The 14102-nt window shown below is 59.0% G+C and carries 12 protein-coding genes; 8 read left to right on the top strand and 4 right to left on the bottom strand.

Annotated features, from left to right (window positions below):
• Nucleotides 1-116 precede the first annotated feature (116 nt).
• Both AC1RQB_RS03215 and AC1RQB_RS03210 read left to right on the top strand, forming a co-directional pair.
• Nucleotides 117-1574: an NAD-dependent succinate-semialdehyde dehydrogenase gene (locus tag AC1RQB_RS03215; protein WP_063343691.1), complete on the top strand. Its 1458-nt coding sequence runs from the start codon at nucleotides 117-119 to the stop codon at nucleotides 1572-1574.
• A 40-nt stretch (nucleotides 1575-1614) separates the two neighbouring features.
• Nucleotides 1615-2694: a tartrate dehydrogenase gene (locus AC1RQB_RS03210; protein ID WP_063343692.1), complete on the top strand. Its 1080-nt coding sequence runs from the start codon at nucleotides 1615-1617 to the stop codon at nucleotides 2692-2694.
• Nucleotides 2695-2865: 171 nt separating this feature from the next.
• On the opposite strand, the gene AC1RQB_RS03205 is transcribed toward AC1RQB_RS03210, so the two are convergent.
• Nucleotides 2866-3090: a YgdI/YgdR family lipoprotein gene (locus AC1RQB_RS03205; protein WP_007902349.1), complete on the bottom strand. Its 225-nt coding sequence runs from the start codon at nucleotides 3088-3090 to the stop codon at nucleotides 2866-2868.
• Between the two features lie 224 nt (nucleotides 3091-3314).
• Between AC1RQB_RS03205 and AC1RQB_RS03200 the strand changes: the two genes are divergently transcribed.
• The 4 genes from AC1RQB_RS03200 (at nucleotide 3315) to AC1RQB_RS03185 (ending at nucleotide 10299) form a co-directional block, all read left to right on the top strand.
• Nucleotides 3315-4967: a VRR-NUC domain-containing protein gene (locus AC1RQB_RS03200; protein ID WP_063343693.1), complete on the top strand. Its 1653-nt coding sequence runs from the start codon at nucleotides 3315-3317 to the stop codon at nucleotides 4965-4967.
• Complete coding sequence (locus AC1RQB_RS03195) at nucleotides 4964-7243, top strand: ATP-dependent DNA helicase (protein WP_063343694.1); 2280 nt, start codon at nucleotides 4964-4966, stop codon at nucleotides 7241-7243. Before AC1RQB_RS03200 ends, AC1RQB_RS03195 begins: the two co-directional genes overlap by 4 nt.
• 128 nt (nucleotides 7244-7371) lie before the next feature.
• The gene (locus AC1RQB_RS03190) at nucleotides 7372-8277 is read left to right on the top strand and encodes a zeta toxin family protein (RefSeq protein ID WP_063343695.1); all 906 of its coding nucleotides are present in this window, start codon (nucleotides 7372-7374) and stop codon (nucleotides 8275-8277) included.
• Between the two features lie 102 nt (nucleotides 8278-8379).
• On the top strand, nucleotides 8380-10299 hold the full coding sequence (locus tag AC1RQB_RS03185) for a hybrid sensor histidine kinase/response regulator (protein WP_063343696.1): 1920 nt from the start codon (nucleotides 8380-8382) through the stop codon (nucleotides 10297-10299).
• Nucleotides 10300-10489: 190 nt separating this feature from the next.
• Here AC1RQB_RS03185 and AC1RQB_RS03180 read toward each other — a convergent pair whose 3' ends face one another.
• The 3 genes from AC1RQB_RS03180 to AC1RQB_RS03170 form a co-directional block, all read right to left on the bottom strand.
• A complete protein-coding gene (locus tag AC1RQB_RS03180; protein WP_008072161.1) occupies nucleotides 10490-10966 on the bottom strand; it encodes a PA2171 family ribosome-binding persister protein in 477 nt (158 codons plus the stop codon).
• 205 nt (nucleotides 10967-11171) lie between these two features.
• Nucleotides 11172-12518, bottom strand: a complete 1347-nt coding sequence (locus AC1RQB_RS03175; protein ID WP_063343697.1) for a cation:proton antiporter — start codon at nucleotides 12516-12518, stop codon at nucleotides 11172-11174.
• A 55-nt stretch (nucleotides 12519-12573) separates the two neighbouring features.
• A complete protein-coding gene (locus AC1RQB_RS03170; protein ID WP_063343967.1) occupies nucleotides 12574-13185 on the bottom strand; it encodes a Yip1 family protein in 612 nt (203 codons plus the stop codon).
• Nucleotides 13186-13355: 170 nt separating this feature from the next.
• Here AC1RQB_RS03170 and AC1RQB_RS03165 point away from each other — a divergent pair, with 170 nt between their 5' ends.
• Together AC1RQB_RS03165 and AC1RQB_RS03160 are read left to right on the top strand one after the other, a co-directional pair.
• Nucleotides 13356-13868: a CinA family protein gene (locus tag AC1RQB_RS03165; RefSeq protein ID WP_008072164.1), complete on the top strand. Its 513-nt coding sequence runs from the start codon at nucleotides 13356-13358 to the stop codon at nucleotides 13866-13868.
• Nucleotides 13865-13996: a hypothetical protein gene (locus AC1RQB_RS03160; RefSeq protein ID WP_259333018.1), complete on the top strand. Its 132-nt coding sequence runs from the start codon at nucleotides 13865-13867 to the stop codon at nucleotides 13994-13996. Before AC1RQB_RS03165 ends, AC1RQB_RS03160 begins: the two co-directional genes overlap by 4 nt.
• Nucleotides 13997-14102 lie beyond the last annotated feature (106 nt).

Raw genomic sequence — 14102 nt, 5'->3', positions numbered from 1 at the left:
TAGAGCCTGCCGTCCCACCGCAAATTTCAGCATCCAACACTGCCCATCAGACGCTTTCAGCATCCTCATCCGTGGCATCTCCCTAGACTGGAAATGTCTCGGATCAGGACTCGACCATGCTCAAGAATCGTTTGAAAGACCCCAGCCTTCTGGCAGAACTCGCTTATGTGGACGGGCAGTGGATCGGCGCCGATAACGCCGCGACCCTGGACGTCATCGACCCGGCCTCCGGCCAATTGCTCGCCCGAGTCCCGGCCATGCAAGGCGCGCAAACCCGGCGCGCCATCGAAGCCGCCGAACGCGCCTGGCCGGCATGGCGTGCACGCCCGGCGGCGGAACGAGCGGCGCTGCTGGAGCGCTGGTATCAGGCGATGATCGACAACCTCGACGACCTAGCCTTGATCATGACCTGCGAGCAGGGCAAACCGCTGAACGAGGCCAAGGGCGAAATCCGCTACGGCGCCGGCTTCGTCAAATGGTTCGCCGAAGAGGCCCGTCGGGTTTACGGCGAAACCATGCCGGCCCCCAGTGGCGACCGGCGCCTGCTGACGCTCAAGCAACCGGTGGGCGTGTGCGCTGCGATCACCCCGTGGAATTTCCCCAACGCGATGATCACTCGCAAGTGCGCGCCGGCGCTGGCGGCCGGGTGCCCGATCATCGTCAAACCCTCGGACCTGACGCCATTGTCGGCCCTGGCCCTGGCGGTGTTGGCCGAACGCGTCGGCATCCCGGCCGGGGTGTTCAACGTATTGACCGGGATGCCTGCGGGCATCGGCGAAGAGCTGACCGGCAACCCGACCGTGCGCAAAATCTCCTTCACCGGTTCCACCGCGGTCGGTCGGCTGCTGATGCGCCAGAGTGCCGAACACATCAAGCGCTTGAGCCTGGAACTGGGCGGCAACGCGCCGTTCATTGTGTTCGACGACGCCGATCTGGAACAGGCCGTGGCCGGCATCATGCTCAGCAAGTTCCGCAACGCCGGGCAGACCTGCGTTTGCGCCAACCGCATCCTGGTGCAGGACGGCATTTACGAGCGCTTCGCCCAGCGTTTGGTGGAGGAGGTGGGCAAACTCAAAGTCGGCAATGGTTTGGACGCCGACGTCACCATCGGCCCGCTGATCAACCCGGCGGCGGTGAGCAAGATCGCCCGGCACATCGACGATGCCCTGAGCCAGGGTGCGCGTTTGCTCTGCGGCGGTATTCCCGAGGGTGACAGCCAGTTTGTGCAACCGACCGTCCTCGGCGACACCCACGCCGGCATGCTCTTGGCCAACGAAGAAACCTTCGGCCCGGTGGCGCCGTTGATGCGCTTCACCGATGAAGCCGAAGCGCTCGCGTTGGCCAATGCCACGCCTTACGGCCTGGGTGCCTACTATTTCACTCAGGACTTGCGTCGTTCATGGCGGTTCGGCGAGGCGCTGGAGTTCGGCATGGTCGGCCTCAATACCGGGATCATTTCCATGGAAGTCGCGCCGTTCGGCGGCATCAAACAGTCGGGCCTTGGCCGTGAAGGCAGCAAGTACGGACTGGACGAATACCTTGAAGTCAAAGCTTTCCACATAGGCGGGCTGTAACCCGACAACGATTGCACAGCCATTTTGCGAGGCATGATTAATGAGTAAACCATTCAGAATCGCTGCGATTGCCGGCGATGGCATCGGCAAGGAAGTCCTGCCGGAAGGGTTGCGGGTACTGGAGCAGGCCGCAAAAAAGTGGCAGCTCGATTTGAGCATCGAAGTACTCGACTGGGCTCATTGCGATTACTACCTGGAACACGGGCAGATGATGCCCGATGACTGGTTCGACCAACTCAAGGGCTTCGACGCGATTTACTTCGGCGCCGTAGGCTGGCCGGACAAGGTGCCGGATCACATTTCCCTGTGGGGGTCGCTGTTGAAGTTTCGCCGCGACTTCGACCAGTACGTGAACATTCGCCCGGTGCGGCTGTTTCCCGGTGTGCCGTGCCCGCTGGCCGGGCGCAAACCGGGCGACATCGATTTCGTGGTGATCCGCGAGAACACCGAGGGCGAGTATTCCTCGGTCGGCGGCAAGATGTTCGAAGGCACCGAGCATGAATTCGTGCTGCAAGAGTCAGTGTTCACCCGACGTGGCGTGGACCGGATTCTCAAATTCGCCTTCGACCTGGCCCAGACCCGACCGCGCAAGCGCCTGACGGCGGCGACCAAGTCCAACGGGATTTCCATCAGCATGCCGTACTGGGACGAACGCACGGCGTTGATGGCCGCGCAGTACCCGGACATCACCTGGGACAAGCAACACATCGACATTCTGTGTGCGCGTTTTGTGCTGCAACCGGACCGGTTCGATGTGGTGGTGGCGTCGAACCTGTTTGGCGACATCTTGTCCGACCTGGGACCTGCCTGCGCCGGCACCATCGGCATTGCACCGTCGGCCAACCTCGATCCCGAGCGGCGTTTTCCGTCGCTGTTCGAACCGGTGCATGGTTCGGCCCCGGACATCTACGGGCGCAATATCGCAAACCCGATCGCCATGATCTGGTCCGGTGCGTTGATGCTGGATTTTCTGGGGAACGGAGATGAGCGTTATCGCGCCGCGCACGACGGGATTCTGCAGGCGATCGAACGGGTGATTGCCGAGGGGCCGATCACGCCGGATCTGGGCGGGAAGGGCTCGACCCAGGAGGTCGGAAAGGCGATTGCACAAGCGCTTTAAAGCCCAAACCAAAGCGGGCAGCGCTAATGCCGGTAGGTTAAAACGCAGAACCTGTGGGAGCGTGGCTTGCCCGCGAAGAACGATTACGCGTGATACCTGACAAACCGCGGTGAATTTTTCGCGGGCAAGCCACGCTCCCACAGGATATTCGTCGTTTAGCCCGTCAGGGGCTCAGTCTTCCTTGCGAACCGTGGCCACGTCATCGGCCCGGACTTTCACCTTTGCCCCGGAAATATCTTCAAACTCAAAGAAGCCGTCCTCGGTCTTGGTATTCGGCATGTCCTTGGTCAAATACTGAGTGCCGTTCTGCAGGGTAACAACCGTTGGCGTCGAGCAACCGGCCAGGGCCAGAAAGGCCGCTACTGCCAAGGGCAAACCCAGAGTCTTGATATTCATACACACCTCTCATCACTGAATAAAAACAGCGCGAACGCCCCGCTTGAGATCAATCGTCGCTGTGCCTCTAACGCGGTTGGTGCGATGGAATGGCAGAAAGTTCGATGGTCACCCGAAAATTGCCGGATAGCGTCGCCACTGATCCTTTTCCGTTTGCACCGGGTGGGGCATAGCTGGTATCTGTACGCATAACCAGTACTCGTTTGCCATGGCCCTTTTTGCCCGTGATTGTAAATCCTCTCGACGACCCGTTCTATTACTTGAACAACTTCATGCAAGTGCTTGATTGGCTTGAGCATCGCTATGCCGATGTATTGAGCCTCGAGGAGCAGGATTTCATCCGCGACTTCAATCGACTGCCTCGCGAGTCCCAGGCCCTGCTGGTCAGACTGGTGATGCGCAAGGGCGTGCATTTCAGGGCCGGCAAACTGAGTTACGTCGAGATCGGCGACATCGACAGCGCTGCGGCGCCATTGCTGGTGTCGGGCTGGATCGATGAGCAGTCGCCATTGCACATCGAGGACTTGTTCGAGGTGTTGCTCAAGGCCGAGATTCTCCAGTGCATTGGCAGCGCCATCGATCAGCCCAAGGGCAAAAAGACCGATTGGCTGCCGGTCCTGAGCGAGCAGTTTCCCGAGGCGCAAAGTTTTGCCCAGTGGTGTCCGGCACTGAATGAGCGGTTGTTCAGCCTGACGGTCATGGACCTGTGCGACCGGCTACGGCTGATGTTCTTCGGCAATCTTTACCAGGACTGGTCGGAGTTCGTGCTGGCCGACCTGGGCATCTTTACCTACGAAAAAGTCGAGTTCTGCACCGAATCCCGTGGCTTGCGCAGTCGCGAGGACGTCGACGCCTGCCTGTTCCTGCACAGCTGTCAGCAGCGTTTCGAGGCCGGTGAAGACGTGGCGGCGATTGTCGAGCAGATCAACGGGCTGGAACTCGGCAATCCCTGGCTGCAAAGACGTCGGGGCAAACTGCTGTTCCAGATCGGTCAGCACTGCGAGCGCGTCGCGGATTTTTCCACTGCCCTGAACCTCTACCGCGAATGCGCCTACCCCGGCGCGCGTCTGCGGTTGATTCGCGTGCTGGAGCGCTGTGCTGAATATCAACTGGCCATGAACCTGGCCACCCACGCCGAGCAAGCCCCTGAAAGCGCCGCCGAGCATCAGCATCTATCGCGTGTGCTGCCCAGGCTGCGGCGCAAACTGGGTGGGCCACCGATCAAGCGACCAGCCCCTCGGGCCATGCAGCGTCTGGACCTGCAACTGCCCCGGCACGATCCGACGTTGTCGGTGGAGTCTTACGTTCAGGCGCATCTGGCGGACGATTCAGCGCCGGTGCATTACGTCGAGAACAGCCTGATCAATTCACTGTTCGGGTTGCTGTGCTGGCCGGCGATCTTCGCGCCGTTGCCGGGGGCGTTTTTTCACCCGTTCCAGCGCGGTCCGGTGGACCTGCTCAACGAAGACTTTCATGCGCGGCGCGCGGATCTGTTTCAGGCCTGCCTCGCTGAACTCGATGACGGGCGTTATGTGCAAACTGTCCGCGAGCGTTACAGCGCCAAGTGGGGCGTGCAGTCGCCGTTCGTATTCTGGGGTGCGCTGAGCGAGGAACTGCTGGAGCAGGCACTTGCCTGTCTGCCCGCCGAACACCTCAAGCACTGGTTCAATCGTCTTTTGCTCGACATCAAGGCCAACCGCGCCGGCATGCCGGACTTGATTCAGTTTTGGCCGCAACACAAAACCTACCGCATGATCGAAGTCAAAGGCCCCGGCGATCGGTTGCAAGACAACCAATTGCGCTGGCTGGAATTCTGTCACGAGCACCAGATGCCGATCGCCGTCTGCTACGTGCAATGGGCGGAACAGGGCGCGTGAGCTACAGCATTGCGGTGCGGGCACTGTGTGAATTCACCGCCAAGGTCGGCGACCTCGACCTGCGCTTTACCCCGTCGCCAACCGCGCTGGAAGGTATCGTCGGGCATCGCACCGTAGCCTCACGGCGCAGCGAGGGTTACCAGAATGAAGTCGCGCTGGAGGGCCAGTATCGAACCTTGACGGTGAAGGGCCGGGCAGACGGCTACGATCCAGCGCAAAACTGCCTCGAAGAAATCAAGACCTACCGTGGCGACCTGAGCAAACAACCGGCCAACCACCGGCAACTGCACTGGGCGCAGGCGAAGATCTACGGAGGGTTGATGTGCCAGAAACTGCAGCTGGAACGCATCAATCTGGCGCTGGTGTACTTCGACATCGTCAGCGAAAAGGAAACCTGTTTGGTCGAGGCCTTCAGCGCCGCCGAACTACAGCTGTTCTTCGAACACCATTGCGGGTTGTTCCTGCACTGGGCCGAGCAGGAAATGGCCCATCGCGAAGGGCGCAATCTGGCCGCGCAACAGTTGGCATTTCCCCATACCGATTTTCGTCCCGGGCAACGGCATCTGGCCGAATCGGTGTTCAAGGCGGTCAGCACCGGTCGCTGCCTGATGGCCCAGGCTCCGACCGGTATCGGCAAGACCGTTGGCACGCTGTTCCCGATGCTCAAGGCCTTGGCGCCGCAGCAATTGGACAAGGTGTTCTTTCTCACGGCGAAAACCCCGGGGCGCAAATTGGCGCTGGACGCCGCTCAGGTCATCCTCGACAGCGCCGATGCTCCACCCTTGCGAGTTCTCGAAATGATCGCCCGGGATAAGGCTTGCGAGCACCCGGACAAGGCCTGCCATGGCGAGTCGTGCCCGTTGGCCCAGGGCTTTTATGATCGTCTGCCGGCCGCGCGTCAGGCCGCCAGCCAATTGAACCTGCTGAACCAGAGCGCATTGCGCGAGGTTGCCCTGCAGCATGACGTTTGCCCCTACTACCTCAGCCAGGAAATGGCCCGCTGGGCGGACGTGGTAGTCGCCGACTACAACTACTATTTCGACTTCAGTGCGCTGCTGTTCGGGCTGGCCCAGGCCAATAACTGGAAAGTCGCGGTGCTGGTGGACGAAGCCCACAATCTGGTGGAGCGTGGCCGGCAGATGTACAGCGCCAGCCTCGACCAGGCGACGTTGAACAGCGTGCGAAAAACCGCACCTGAGCCACTGAAGAGATCCTTGCAGCGGGTCAATCGCGAATGGAATGCCCTGCATGATCAGCAACTCAGCCCCTATCAGGCCTACGACAAAGCCCCGGAAAAACTGCTTCAGGCGCTGTCCTTGTGCTGCGCGAGCATCGGCGATTACCTGAACGATTACCCTCAGGGCCTGGACAGCGGCTTGCAGAATTTTTACTTCGACATGCTGCAGTTCGGCCGCGTGGCTGAACTGTTCGATGAGCATTTCCTGTTCGACATCAGCAAACGCGACCTCGAGCGCAAGCGCAACCTGTCGCAGCTATGCCTGCGCAATGTTGTGCCCGCTGGTTTCATCCGCCCGCGCTTGACCGCTGCGCGTAGCACCGTGCTTTTTTCCGCCACCCTGAGCCCTGGGCATTACTACGCGGATTTGCTGGGAACACCGGCGAACACGGTGTGGATCGATGTGGAGTCGCCATTTCACGCCGATCAGCTGCAAGTGCACATCGTCAGCCAGATTTCGACTCGCTATGTCCACCGTCAGGCGTCCCTTGAGCCCATCGTCGAGCTGATTGCCAAACAGTTCACCCAACGCCCCGGTAACTACCTGGCGTTCTTCAGCAGCTTCGATTATTTGCAGCAAGTGGCACAGTTGCTGGCCGAGCGGCATCCGCACATCACGCTGTGGTCGCAGTCCCGGGGCATGGGGGAAGGGCCGCGTCAGGCATTTCTCGATCAATTCACCGTCCATAGTCAGGGCGTAGGGTTTGCGGTGCTGGGTGGCGCATTCGGCGAAGGCATCGATTTACCCGGCGCGCGGTTGATTGGTGCATTCATTGCCACCCTGGGGCTGGCGCAACTCAATCCGGTCAACGAACAGATGAAACAGCGCATGGCGGCGATTTTCGGTGCCGGGTATGACTACACCTACCTGTTTCCTGGCGTGCAGAAAGTCGTGCAAGCAGCGGGGCGGGTGATCCGCACTCAGCAGGACCAGGGGGTAGTGATGCTGATCGATGACCGATTTGGCGAGAGCAAGGTCAAGCAATTGCTGCCGCGCTGGTGGTCAGTTGAGCCAGCGCACTTTCCTTCACCTTCGTAGGATTTTTTACTTTATAAAACAGAGACATATCTTGAAAGACACGCCCGTTTGAACAAACAACGAAACAGCGCTTTATTCAAAGGGCAGGCAATCACTTTCAAGCGAATCTTTGATAAGGAAATCAAGGTATGTCAGTAGCCCCGAAGTACACTTACACCCCAGAGCAGGTCACTGCAGTATTCACTGAAATCACCGCGACGCTGTTCAACGGCATCACTGCCGAGGCAACTCCGAAAATGCTGGTCGTTGCCGGGCTGCAAGGGTCAGGTAAAACGTATCTGTTGGAAAAAAACCTGCTTCGCTCCAAACGCTATGACAATTATGTTCGTCTGTACCTGCCCAAATACCGCGAAAAACACCCTCAATACGCAGAGATGATCACGCTCGGCGTCTTGCATGCTTACGAGCATACGGAAGCTTTTGTCCGGGAGGTCAGCACGAAGATCTTCGTGGAGGCGTTCAAGCGCAAATACAACATCATCATGGAATGCGCATTCGACAGTATCGATTTCGCCGCTTTTCCACCGACGGCGACGGCGGCCGGCTATCAGGTCGAGACCCATATCGTCGCTTGTAATCAAGAGTTCGCTCATGCATCAAGCATCAAAAGAGCGCTCAGGAGCCTGGAAAAGCAGGAAATGGAAAGGTTCGTCACTGTGTCGATGCTGGATGCCAGCGTGAGTAACGCACAGGCGATCATCCTGGCCTTCGAAACGGCCGCCAAAGCGGTCAGCGGCTCGCAGATCATCTTGTACGAGCGCGGCTTCGGTGCATTGAAGGAACGGACCTTGCGCGCTCAAAGCACTTACACCAAAGCCGCCGACGGAGCATTGACCATCACAGGAGCAACGGCACCTTATACGTGCGCTTATGGGATGATCATCGACAATCACATCTACACCATGAGTGATCGCGACGAAATGATCAAAGAGTGTCACCTGGCACTGCTCAAAACCCAAACCTACGCTGAACATGTCCCTGACTTTGTCTACAACGATCTGTACGCCTATATCGTCAAATACGTGTACCGATAATCCCTCGCGCCACTGCGGCAGACCAACGTATTGGTTTTTTGGAATTTCCAAACGAGCGGTTTGTCGCATACTCCAGAAGAACAACAATAAGGACAGGGCTCCATGAGCGATGACCGGACCAAGATCAATGCCATCGAGGAGATGCGCTTTCGTCTGCTGATCGATGCCGTGGTGGACTACGCGATCTACATGATTGACCCCGAAGGCATCATCACCAGTTGGAACGCTGGCGCCAAGCGTTTCAAAGGGTATGAGGAGGCGGAGATTCTTGGTCAGCATTTCTCGCGTTTTTATACCGAAGAGGACCGCAAGGCCGGTTTGCCTCAGCGCGCCCTTGATACCGCCATTCACGAAGGGCGTTTCGAGGGCGAAGGCTGGCGGGTTCGCAAGGACGGCACGCATTTCTGGTCCCACGTCATCATCGATCCCATTCGCGATCCGTCGGGCAAATTGCTGGGTTTTGCCAAGATCACTCGGGATTTGACCGACCGCAAAATGGCCGAAGAAACCCTCAAGCAAAGCGAGCAGCAGTTCCGGCTGCTGGTGCAAAGCGTCACCGACTACGCCATCTACATGCTCGCCCCGGATGGACGCGTGACCAACTGGAATCTGGGGGCTCAGCGAATCAAGGGCTACCGGCCCGAAGAAGTTATCGGCCAGCATTTCTCGATGTTTTACACCCCTGAAGACCGCGAAGCCGGTGAACCCCAGCGTGCGCTGGAGATCGCTACACGCGAGGGGCGATTCGAAAACAAGGCCTGGCGCGTGCGCAAGGATGGCACGCGTTTTTTCGCGCATGTCGTGGTCGACCCGATTTGGGGCGAAACCGGCACGTTGCTGGGATTTGCCAAGATCACTCGGGACATCACCGAGGTGACCCAAGCCCAGCAAGCCCTTGAGAAAACCCGCGAAGCGTTGTTTCAGGCGCAAAAGATGCAGGCCATCGGTCAACTCAGCGGGGGGATTGCCCACGACTTCAATAACCTGCTGACCGTTATTCTCGGCAATCTGGAAATCGTTCGTAAACGTGCGGCAGACGACCCGAGAATTACCCGTTTGCTCGACAACGCCACTCAAGGCGCCTTGCGTGGTGTTTCCTTGACCCAGCGCATGCTGGCGTTTGCCAGGCGTCAGGAACTCAAGACCGAATCCGTTGAGATACCAACTCTGATAGAGGGGATTACCGGGCTGTTGCGCAGCTCTTTGGGGCCTGCGGTGAGCATAGAAACCCGCTTTGCGCCCGAACTTGAGCCGGTGATGGCCGACGTCAATCAGCTGGAGCTGGCGGTGCTGAATCTGGCGACCAACGCCCGTGATGCCATGCCCGACGGCGGGAAACTCATCATCAGCGCCCAGACACATGAGGTCCACGATCAGAAGTTATCCCTGACGGCAGGCCGTTATGTCTGCCTGAGTGTCACGGATACGGGGGAGGGCATGGATGACGCTACCCTGGCGTCGGCCATGGACCCCTTCTTTACCACCAAAGGCATCGGCAAAGGCACTGGCCTGGGGTTGTCGATGGTTCATGGGTATATGGAGCAATTGGGAGGACGCTTCAGTCTGAAAAGCCGGAAGGACGTCGGCACCACGGCTGAACTCTGGATACCCGTGGCACTGGCCTACTCGACCACCGAACCCGCTATCGAGGAAACAGCCATGTCGCGGGTGCCTCGTCTGTGTGTGTTGGTCGTGGACGACGACAGCCTGGTGTTGACCAGTACCAGCCTGCTGCTCGAGGACCTGGGCCATCGGGTGATCAGTGCCTCGTCCGGCGCACAGGCGCTGGAGCTATTCGACAGTGAACCCGCGATTGACCTGGTCATTACGGACATGGCGATGCCCAAAATGAACGGCGAGCAATTGGCGCAGATTATCCGCAACATCAGGCCACAGCTGCCGATCATCCTCGCCACCGGTTACGCCGAGCGTCTGGAAGGCTTGGCGGCCAGACTCCCACGCCTGTCCAAACCCTTTACCCAACTCAATCTGGTGGAAATCATTGCCTTGGTGATGAAGTGACCGTTGCCCTCATGTAAACCTTTGTGGCGAGCGAGCTTGCTCGCGTTGGGCTGCGTAGCGGCCCCCAAAAATCTGACAATCATTGCCGATTTTTGTGAGCGCTTCGCACTCAAGCGCGAGCATGCCTCCCTCGCCACAGGTTTCTCACAGACTCAAGAGTCTCGTAAGTCATTCGCCGCGCCTTTGCTATTCAAGCCGCGAGGTTGGACGCGCCCAGTTCTTTTTTGTAGCGGGCTTTCAGGCTTTCCATCTCTACACCCAATTCGTCGAGCGTCGCTTTGCCCAGCAGCTTTTTGGCCTGAGGAAACATTTCCTTTTCCTCTTCTTCGATGTGATGTTCCAGCAGTTCCTTGACCACTTTCACTCGACCGGCGAATTCGATGCTAGCGGGATCGGTGGTTTTCAGGTCGGGAAGCACCAGCGAATCGACGGTGCGATGTTCTTCCTTGGCTTCGTAATACATCACATCCTGTTCCTTGCCCCCGGCCTTTTTATACGCCGGGTACAAGACTTCTTCTTCCAGGCGGGTATGGATCTTGATTTCCATTTCCAGCTTGGCCAGCAACTCGGTGCGTTTTTTCACCCCACGTTCAGTGGACTCGCTCAACTGGGCCAGGATCCCTTTTACGCGTTCATGGTCGGTTTTCAACAGGTCAATGGCGTTCATGATCGAACCTCTTGTTTAGTCACGGGTCAGGCGCAAACGGTCTTCCTGCCGTTGTCGCTCACACTGCTGGAGCATTTCCCGTGCCTGTTTTTAAGGTTAAGAAAACCCAAATAAAAACAATCGGTTGTGATGGTTTTTAACAAGCCATTATCGTGCAGCCTGCATGAATTCAGTTTGCTGCTCAGTGCAGGTTGACCGACGTTCGTCAGACGTCCTGCTGATCGCGCTGCTCATAACGGGCCAGCATCGGTTGAGTACTGATGCCATGCGCCAGAATGCTGAGCGCCACCACCGACAACGTCAGGTCGGTGCACAGCGTCGCCGCTGCCGGACCGAGGTCATGGTTCAAGGCGTAGAACAGGTAATAAAAGCTCCCGATGCCGCGAATCCCGAACCAGCCGATCAACAGGCGCTGGCGGCCGTCCAGCAGGCGCCCCCACGGCATGATCCCTACACACAAGGGGCGAATGGCACAGAACAACACCAGTGCAACCACCAACGCTCGCCAATCCCAATGGCCCACCAGCACCACGCCCAGCAGGGTGACCAGAAACACTTCCATGGCCCGTTCCACCAAACTGCCGAATGCCAGCATGTCGCCCATCATGATCCCCGCCGCGACTTGGGTTTCCGGCAAGTTCGCCACATCACCGTGGACGGCGGCCTCAGGCTCGACGTTCTGGTGGCCGACCACCGGTTGCACCAGATGCTCGGCGGGGATCCGTGCGTCGCCGGTGGATTTGACTTCGGCTTGTCGCAACCCCAGGCCGGCGGCGAATACCGACAGAAAGCCATAGCCATGGATCTCCTCGGCCGCGACATAAGCGAGGGCGATCAGGGCCAGGGTCAGGTAATCGTTGGGAGAAATGGTGCTGTCGGCATTGCGGATGCGCATCGACAAGGTCAAGCGACCGATGCCGTGGCCCATCCAGTAACCGGTCAACAAACCGACCGGCACGGCCCACAGCACACTTTTCAATGCCCACTCACCGAGCCAGGCCTGGCTATCACCGCTCTGTTGCACAAACAGCAAACCGAGGATCACGAAAGGGAAGGCGATGCCGTCGTTGAGGCCCGCCTCACCGGAGAGCCCGAAACGCACCGAGTCGTAATCCCTGGCGTCGTTGACCTGCACCAGCGAGGCCAGTACCGGATCGGTGGGGGCCAGAATCGCCCCGATCAGCAACGACGGCCCCCACGCCAGGGCAAAACCGTAATGCAGTAACAGGCAGACGCCAATGATGGTCAAGATCATCACCGGTCCCGCCAGGCCGAACGCCACCCGCCATCGAAGATCCTTCAGCGGCAGGCGCAATTTGAGTCCGCAGACAAACAGCGAAAAGAGCACCGCGACTTCCGTCAGGTGCTCCATCCAGATCGCCGCGTCCTTGATGTCCAGCTTCAACAAGCCCAGGCCACCCGGACCGATCGCCACGCCCAGCGCCAGGCACACCGCCGACGTGGTCACCGGCATCCAGCGCAGATAGGACGAGGTCAGTGCCAGGGTCAGCAGCACCGCACCCAACACCGCCACCCATACAATGAAGCTCATGCCCGGTTCTCGGAGGTGTACCGCCGATCGCCGGCGGATGGCGGACTCAGGAAAATCAAACGCCAGTCACGCGTAAGTACTCAGGCCCCAGGTAGTTGAACCAGAGCAGAATCATCTCCACCAAAATAGTCACCAGCACCAATAGCCCGACGCCCCATACGCTCGCCGCATTCAGCAAGCCTTGCTCCTTGCGCTCGTGCATGAAGATCGGCAAACCGACGAACAGCAGAAACGTTGAATAGAGGGAGGCGGCCCCCAGCACGGTGATCGCTAGCCAGCGGCTCGGGTAGAGCCCGGCGATGCCCGCGAGGAAGAACGGAGTGACGGTGTAGGCGGCGAAACCGATGCACTGATTGACGGTGGGGCGTGAGTCGAAGGTGCGCGACATCCAGCGGATGAACAGCCCCATCAGCACCACGCCAACAATGATGCTCAGGTACAGCAGCCCGCAGAGTTGCAGGGCGCTGGTGGTACTGAGCTTGACCGTTTCGTTCTCGGCCAGGCTCCAGCCGACGTAGGTGGTCCCGATAAACAGGCACGCGGCGGGGATCAAGGCGAGCACCAGCAAATGAGCGAGGTAATGGCGCGGATGCGCTTCCTCATCCTTACGAATATCTGTCCAGACGAAATTGGGCTGAGTGAACAGCCTGACGAAATGTGCGGACATGACGACCTCCAGATACAAGCGGCCCGGCATAGGGGCCCCTAAAAGTATTGAGGTGCATCCATCGCCGGGGGTTCACTTTTTATCGGGTGCCTCAAGAGCGGTCGGCTGGAGGGAATGTTTACAAACGGCGAAGGTCAACCGAGCAGTTCCTCTTGCCTGGGTGCCTGGTCATGAACGTCAGCCAATCCGTCGTCGACTATTTGCGGCAACACGACTTGCGACTGACGACGGCCGAATCCTGTACCGCTGGAAAAATCGTGACATTGCTGGCCGAGGTGCCGAACAGCGGGGACCTGATCGAGAGCGGCTATGTGGTTTATTCCTCCGAAGCCAAGCAGCGATTGCTTAACGTCAGCCCCGATACGATCAAAACCTTCAACCTGACCAGTTGCGAAGTGGCGTGCGAAATGGCCTTGGGCGCATTGCGCGACAGCCCCGCCAATGTCGCGGTAGCCACCACCGGCATTCTGGGCCCGGAGGATATCGACGGGATTCCGGCCGGCACCGTCTGTTTCGCCTGGGCGTACCAGACCGAGCGAGGGAAGCGCGTGTTCACTCACCAGCACCGGTTTTTCGGATCGCGCAGCCGGGTGCAGTTACTGGCCGCCGAACATGCCTTGAAGCGGGTGTCGTTTTTTCATCAACGTGCATTGGCCGGTGAACAAGGCCAGGTCACACCATGAACGACGAATCGCGCCGCGACGAGCATCACAGCCGTGATTACCCGGTGCGCGAAGACATGGCCTATCAGGTCAAGGTCTGGCGATTCGAGCTCAACGGCAAGATATCGGTGATTGCTCAAGAGCCCTGATTTCTTGGGTAAGCCCCAATGCCAGTCAGTTAAGCGAATGAACCGCTTTTCGTAGGAGCCAGGGTTGGGGGGGGGGGGGGGGGGGGGGGGGGGGGGGGGGGGGGGG

The organism is Pseudomonas sp. GW822-FHT02E03 (assembly GCF_058802325.1).
The sequence above is the reverse complement of the archived record's forward strand: the minus strand, read 5'-3'. Positions and strand labels throughout refer to the sequence as shown.

Coding starts and splice junctions, on each gene's coding strand:
- AC1RQB_RS03215 (WP_063343691.1), top strand. CDS start 117: ATGCTCAAGAATCGTTTGAAAGACCCCAGCCTTCTGGCAGAACTCGCT.
- AC1RQB_RS03210 (WP_063343692.1), top strand. CDS start 1,615: ATGAGTAAACCATTCAGAATCGCTGCGATTGCCGGCGATGGCATCGGC.
- AC1RQB_RS03205 (WP_007902349.1), bottom strand. CDS start 3,090: ATGAATATCAAGACTCTGGGTTTGCCCTTGGCAGTAGCGGCCTTTCTG.
- AC1RQB_RS03190 (WP_063343695.1), top strand. CDS start 7,372: ATGTCAGTAGCCCCGAAGTACACTTACACCCCAGAGCAGGTCACTGCA.
- AC1RQB_RS03185 (WP_063343696.1), top strand. CDS start 8,380: ATGAGCGATGACCGGACCAAGATCAATGCCATCGAGGAGATGCGCTTT.
- AC1RQB_RS03180 (WP_008072161.1), bottom strand. CDS start 10,966: ATGAACGCCATTGACCTGTTGAAAACCGACCATGAACGCGTAAAAGGG.
- AC1RQB_RS03175 (WP_063343697.1), bottom strand. CDS start 12,518: ATGAGCTTCATTGTATGGGTGGCGGTGTTGGGTGCGGTGCTGCTGACC.
- AC1RQB_RS03170 (WP_063343967.1), bottom strand. CDS start 13,185: ATGTCCGCACATTTCGTCAGGCTGTTCACTCAGCCCAATTTCGTCTGG.
- AC1RQB_RS03165 (WP_008072164.1), top strand. CDS start 13,356: ATGAACGTCAGCCAATCCGTCGTCGACTATTTGCGGCAACACGACTTG.
- AC1RQB_RS03160 (WP_259333018.1), top strand. CDS start 13,865: ATGAACGACGAATCGCGCCGCGACGAGCATCACAGCCGTGATTACCCG.